This window comes from Duganella vulcania (assembly GCF_009857655.1).
Taxonomy (GTDB): Bacteria; Pseudomonadota; Gammaproteobacteria; order Burkholderiales; family Burkholderiaceae_D; genus Rugamonas; species Rugamonas vulcania.
In genome coordinates, this window is the sequence record NZ_WWCX01000082.1 from 22096 (window position 1) to 28725 (window position 6630).

A 6630-nucleotide genomic window follows, 5' to 3' on the forward strand; every position below is an offset into this window, starting at 1 on the left:
GTATCCGCCGCTTACTTGGCAGCCAATTGAGCCTTGGTATAGAAGCCGTCCGTGACCACCAGGTCGATATTCGCCTTGGTCAGCATGGTCGGTTTCAGCAGCAGCGTGCTGACCTGCTTGAAGCCGTTCTGGTACTCGGCGTTGAAGGCCGGCTTCTCATTGCGCACCAGCTGGATCGACAGCTTGGCCGCCTCGGTGGCGATCACCTTCAGCGGCTTGTAGACCGTCATGGTCTGCGAACCGGCGATCACACGGCGCACCGCCGCCAGGTCCGCATCCTGTCCGGACACGGCCACCTTGCCATCGAGTTTTTGCGAAGCCAGCGCCTGGATCGCGCCGCCGGCGGTGGCGTCGTTCGACGCGACCACCGCATCGAGCTTGTTGCCGTTGGCGGTCAGCGCATTCTCGACGATGGACATGGCCTCGGCCGGATTCCAGTCCTTGACCCACTGCTTGCCCACCACCTTGATGTCGCCCTTGTCAATCAAGGGCTGCAGCACCTTCAGCTGGCCTTCGCGCAGCATCTTGGCGTTGTTGTCGGTCGGCGCGCCGCCCAGCAGGTAGAAATTCCCCTTCGGCTTGACCGCCACCACGCCCTGCGCCTGCATCTCGCCGACCATCTTGTTATCGAAGGAGATGTAGGCATCGATATCGGCGTTGAGGATCAGGCGGTCGTAGGAGACCACCTTGATCTTGGCCTTCTTGGCCTCGCGCACGGCGTTGTTGAGCACCGTGGCGTTATACGGAACAATCACCAGCACGTCAACGCCGCGCGAAATCAGGTTCTCGATCTGTGCGATCTGCCGCTGCTCGCTGGCGTCGGCCGACTGCACGAAGACCTTGGCGCCCTGCTGCTCGGCCGCCGCAACGAAGTAATCCCGGTCGCGCGCCCATCGCTCCAGCCGCAGATCGTCGATCGAGAAACCGATCTTCGGATTCTTGGCGTCCGCCATGGCGTTCCCGCCGGCGCACACCAACATGACGGCGACTGCCGCGGCGCTTAGTAATTTCTTCATTGTCGTCTCCTGTTATCGCACGGGTCGATGCCCGGCTGATTAGTGATTGTGACGTGCCGGGTTGTTAGCTACTCCCCGGTATGGTACAGCCAGTTCCATGCAGGCGCCGTTTTCCATTTGTCCAACGGTGCTGCGATAAATCTCCTGCCACGGCGTCTGGCTGGCCGGGATCGGCGGAAGGCCGTCCTTCTTGCGCTCCTCCCACTCGGCCTCGGCCACCTGCGCATCGCAACGGCCCGCGTTCAGGTCCACGCGGATACGGTCGCCCGTGCGCAGCCACGCAAGGCCGCCGCCAACGGCGCTCTCCGGCGACGCGTTCAGTATCGACGGGCTGTCCGAGGTGCCGGACTGGCGGCCGTCGCCCAGCGTCGGCAGCGCGTTGATGCCGCGCTTGACCAGCGCATCGGGCGGCTGCATGTTCACCACCTCGGCCGAACCGGGCCAGCCCACCGGGCCGGCGCCGCGTATCACCAGCATGCAATCCTCGTCGATGTTCAGCGACGGGTCGTTGATGCGGGCGTGGTAGTCGTCGGAGCCGTCGAACACGATGGCGCGGCATTCGAAGATGTTCTCGCTGCCCGGCGTGCTCAGATAGCGGGCGCGGAAGGCGTCCGAGATCACGCTGGTTTTCATGATGGCGAAGTCGAACAGGTTGCCCTTCAGGACGAAGAAACCGGCGTCCTTCTTCAGCGGCTGGTCGAACGGGTAGATCACCTCGCGGTCCTGCGTCTCGCGGCCGGCCAGGTTGTCGCGCATGGTGCGGCCGGTGACGGTTGGACGGTCCGAGCGCAGCATGCCCTTCTGCTCCAGCTCCCACATGATGGCCGGCACGCCGCCGGCGCGGTGGAAGCGCTCGCCGAGGAATTTACCGGCCGGCTGCATGTTCAGCAGCAGCGGCACCGCGTGGCCGTACTCCATCCAGTCGCTCGAATGCAGCTCGACGCCGGCGTGGCGCGCCATCGCCATGATGTGCTGCTGCGCGTTGGTGGAGCCGCCGATGGCCGCGTTGACGACGATCGCGTCCAGGAAGGCTTCGCGATTCAGGATGCTGGAAGGCTTGATGTCCAGCCGCGCCATCTCGACGATGCGCTTGCCGGTTTCATATGCCATCTGGCCGCGTTCGCGGTACGGCGCGGGGATCGCCGAGCAGCCGGTCAGCGACATGCCAAGCGCCTCGGCCATCGCGTTCATGGTGGAGGCGGTGCCCATGGTGTTGCAGTGTCCCGCCGACGGCGCCGAGGCGGCGGCGATCTGCAGGAACTTGTCGTTGTCGATCTCGCCGGCGGCCAGCTGGCGGCGGCCCTTCCAGATCGCCGCGCCGGAACCCGCCAGTTCGCCCTCGAACCAGCCGTCCAGCATTGGCCCGCCGGACAGCACGATGGCGGGAATGTCGACCGTCGCCGCGGCCATCAGCTGCGACGGCGTGGTCTTGTCGCAGCCGGTGGTCAGCACCACCGCGTCGATCGGATAACCGTGCAGGATCTCCACCAGCCCGAGGTAGGCCAGGTTGCGGTCGATGGCGGCGGTCGGACGGCGGCAGTTCTCGAAGATCGGATGCAGCGGGAACTCCATCGCGATGCCGCCCGCGTCGCGGATGCCGTCGCGCACGCGCTTGGCCAGCTCCAGGTGGATGCGGTTGCAGGGGCTGATGTCGCTGCCGCTCTGCGCGATGCCGATGATGGGGCGCCCGGAGCGCAGCTCCTCCGGCGTGATCCCGTAGTTCATGAAGCGCTCAAGGTACAGCGCCGTCATGTCGATATGGTCCGGATTGTCGAACCAGTCCTGCGAGCGGAAGCGGCGTTGGGTACTCATGCGCCGTACCATCCCGCATCGACGAAGTAATCGCGGCCGGTGCAGCGGCCGGCGTTGTCGGAGGCCAGGAACAGCGCCAGCGCGGCCACGTCGTCCACCTGTACGCGCTGCGGCAGGCACTGGCCCGCCAGGATGCGCGCTTCCTCTTCCGGCGTATGCCACAGGGCTTCCTGGCGCGGCGTGCGCACCGCGCCGGGGATGATGCAGTTGACGCGCACGTTGTGCGGACCGAGGTCGCGCGCCAGGCCGCGCGTCATGCCCTCGATGGCGGCTTTCGCCGTCATGTACAGGGTCAACTCGGGCAACGCCAGGTGCCACGAGATCGAACCGAAATTCAGGATCACGCCACCGCCGCGCTGCCGCATGCCGTCGGCCACCGCCTGGGCGCAGAAGTACTGGTGGCGCAGGTTGACGGCCATGCGCTGCTCCCAGTATTCGGGCGTGACGTCGGCCAGCTTGTGGCGGTCGTCGTTGGCGGCGTTGTTGATCAGGATATCGACTTCGCCGATACTCTTGAAAGCCGCGTCCAGCGCTTCGAGATCGGTCAGGTCGCAGCGCATGAACACCGGCGGCGTCGCCAGCGTGGCGAGGCGGCTTTGCAGCGCCAGCGAATCCGCTTCGGCGACATCCAGGAAGTGCACCTGCGCGCCCTGCTGGGCGAACGCCTCCACCATGCCGGCGCCGATACCGCTGCCGCCGCCCGTGACCACCACGCGCCGGCCCGCCAGGCTAGGGTAAGTGGCATGCTGCATCCTGGCCTGAACCATCGGCGCCGCGCGCACCGGGCTGGCGCCGCGTGCGCGCCCCAGCAGGGCGCGCACGCCGAAGGTCCACGGCGCGATGGCGTCGCTGCGCTGCACGTGGTTCACCAGCTTGCCCAGCGACGGCGTCGAGATGCTGACACGGTCGCCCAGGTGGTGCGTGAAGCCGCCGCCGGCGGTGTCGCGGTCCTTGATCGGCGAGAACATCGTGCCGAGGAAGAGCATGAAGCCGTCCGGGTATTGGTGATGGCGGCCGCAGACCTGGCTCACCAGGTCCAGCGGATCGCGGCTGATCTCGCGCATGCGGCTGGCGCCAGCCAGGTGGAAGTTGTCGTCCTCGCCTTCGATCAGCATGCTCACTTCCGCGTTGCGGATGGTGTCGATGGTGAAGTGTTCGTCGAACAGGCGGATGAAGGGGCCGATCGCGCAGGAGCCGTTGTTGTCCTTGGCCTTGCCCAGCAGGAGGGCGCTGCGGCCTTCGATGTCGCGCAGGTTGACGTCGTTGCCCAGCGTGGCGCCCAGCACGCGCGCCTGGCTGTTGACCGCCAGGACGATCTCCGGCTCGGGGTTGTTCCATTTCGAATCCGGATGCAGGCCCACGTCCGCGCCCTGCCCCACCGCCGACATGGGTTGCGATTTGGAGAACACCTCGGCGTCCGGGCCGATGCCCACTTCCATGTACGGCGACCACAGGCCACGCTCGATCAGGTCCGCCTTCAGGCGCGCCGCCTCCGGCGAGCCGGGACGGATGGCCGACAGGTCGGAGCCGATGATGGACTGGATTTCGGAGCGCAGCGCGCTGGCGCGGGAGGCGTCGCCGCCTGCCTGTTCTTCGATCACGCGTTCCAGCAGGCTGACGGCGAAGGTCACGCCGCAGGCCTTGATCGCCTGCAGGTCGCACGGCGCCAGCAGGCGCGGAGCACCGACGGCGGCCTTGGCGTCGAGCGCGTGCGCCATCAGCTGCTGCACGCTACCCAGCGGCTCGCCGGGTGCGGAGCGCGCCACTTCGAGGGCGTCGTCGCGTTCCAGCAGGTCCGACATGGTGGGCGCGTGGCCGGTGATATCAAACACCTCGCCGTTGCGCACGGCGACCACGCAAGGCCCGTTGATGACGCCATCGCGCCACACACGGCCCACCAGAACCGCCCGTTCAACATCGTCGGGCAGCATCGTATTCACATTATTTTCCAAGGTCTCTCTCTCCAGGCTGGCAAGCAAACTGCGTGGAGGATTTTGACCCGATTCACCCATGACGGCAATTATGAAACTCACCAATCACGGTCATGTTTTACGCCTCGCCGCGTTCAGGCCACGCTGCGCAAATCGGCCACGGGGGCATCGCCATCCGCTTCGCCGGCGCGCCCCTGCATGGCGCGGTCCTGGTAGGCGCGCGGAGTGCAGCCCAGCTCCCGCTTGAATACCGCGTGCATGTACTGCACCGACGTGAAGCCGCAGCTGAGCGCCACGTCGGCGATGCTGCGCTCCCCGCGCGCGAGGATCTCGGTGGCGGCGTCCAGCTTGAAGCGCAGGATCACGTCATGCACGCTGCAATCGAGCTCCTGGCGGAAGTACGATTCCAGCGACGAGCGCGAGATGCCGACATACTCGGCCACCTGGTGCGTCTTGATGCCCTGGCAGGCGTACTGGCGGATGAAGTGGCGCGCCCGCATCACGTGCGGATGCTTGGGCGCCTCGTGGCGGGTCGAGGTCAGCACGTTGATGCCGACCGGCGGCACCAGGATGCGCGTGCCGCCCAGGCGCACGCCGTGCAGCATCTGGTCCAGCAGGTGGGCGGCGGTGCGGCCCATCTCCTGCGCGCCCTGCATCACGGAGCTGAGCGGAATGCGGGTCAGCATGCGCGCCAGCGGGTCGTTGTCGATGCCGATCAGCGCCACCTGCTCCGGCACCTCGATGCCGGCCATGATGCAGGCCTGCAGCAGCTGGCGCGCGCGGGCGTCGGTGACGGCGATGATGCCGACCGGCTTGGGCAGGCTGTGCAGCCACTTGATCTGCTGCTCCACCGCCTCGTCCCACGACGGCGCGCTGGTGCCCAGGCCGCGGTAGATGTGCGGCTCCATCATGTCCTTGCGCATCAGCGTGCGGAAGGCGGTCTCGCGCTCCTGCGCCCAGCGGTTTTCCTGCGCTTCCGGCAGGCTGAACATCGCGAAATTGCGCAGGCCGGCCTCGATCAGGTGGTCGTGGGCCAGCTTGATCAGCTTGAAATTGTCGGTGGCGACGTAGGGGATGGAGTCCGGGTAATTGCTCTCGTCGGCGTAGGAACCGCCCACCGCCACCACCGGGATGCGGCTGCGGCTGAGCGCTGCGGCCACGGCGGGATCGTCGAAATCGGCGATGATGCCGTCGCCCTGCCAGTGTTCGATGCCGGGCAGGCGCAGGCGGAAGTCTTCTTCCAGGAACAGATCCCAGGAGGCGCGGGTGCTGCTCAGGTGAGCGGCGACGCCGGAGATGACCTCGCGGTCAAAAATTTTATTGGCGTTGAACAGCAACGCAATACGGTGGGACTTCATCGACATTTTCAACGACCTCAATCTCGGTACAGCACGTCTCGACACACCCTCTGCGGGATGTACCGGGTATTGTGGCATGTTTCCGATCATGTACTGATGAAAAAGGCGATCACGTCCCTAATTGGCGACAATCGGCTTGCCAGTCACTATGCCCCGGCCCGCCGTGCTCATATACACCACGCCGTAGGTGTTTGCATCTCCGATAACAAATTGGGCATCGCCCGGACCGCCATATTGATGATTATCGTCATTAATACGCAACCAGCTGGCGCCGCTGTCGGTGGAGCGGAACAGGCCGCGCACGCCGCCCACCGCCCCCCAGATGTACACCGCCGGGTAGCTGGCGCCCGGCGCCGCCTTGCCGAAGCCGACCGCCGCCGCGTAGCCCACATTGGCCAGGTTGGCGAACATGGCGCCGGAATCGGTGGATCGGGCCAGGCCGCCGTCGTACAGCGCGACCCAGACGTCGCCCTCCCGGCCCGGCGCGGCGCGCACCGCCGACGAGCCCTTGGC

General features: G+C 66.4%; 5 protein-coding genes. All 5 read right to left on the reverse strand.

The annotated features are described in order from the left end of the window. Positions 1–11: 11 nt before the first annotated feature. On the reverse strand, positions 12–1016 hold the full coding sequence (gene xylF, locus GTP90_RS27780; protein ID WP_161086546.1) for a D-xylose ABC transporter substrate-binding protein: 1005 nt from the start codon (positions 1014–1016) through the stop codon (positions 12–14). 39 nt (positions 1017–1055) lie between these two features. Next, positions 1056–2828, reverse strand: coding sequence for an IlvD/Edd family dehydratase (locus tag GTP90_RS27785; protein ID WP_254452079.1), 1773 nt, complete (start codon positions 2826–2828; stop codon positions 1056–1058). Further along, the gene (gene xylB / locus GTP90_RS37475; RefSeq protein WP_161086551.1) at positions 2825–4759 is read right to left on the reverse strand and encodes a D-xylose 1-dehydrogenase; all 1935 of its coding nucleotides are present in this window, start codon (positions 4757–4759) and stop codon (positions 2825–2827) included. Before xylB ends, GTP90_RS27785 begins: the two co-directional genes overlap by 4 nt. A 134-nt stretch (positions 4760–4893) precedes the next feature. After that, positions 4894–6117, reverse strand: coding sequence for a XylR family transcriptional regulator (locus GTP90_RS27795; protein WP_161086548.1), 1224 nt, complete (start codon positions 6115–6117; stop codon positions 4894–4896). A gap of 117 nt (positions 6118–6234) precedes the next feature. Next, the coding region (locus GTP90_RS27800) for a beta propeller repeat protein (RefSeq protein ID WP_503826775.1) at positions 6235–6630 on the reverse strand (396 nt) is incomplete at its 5' end.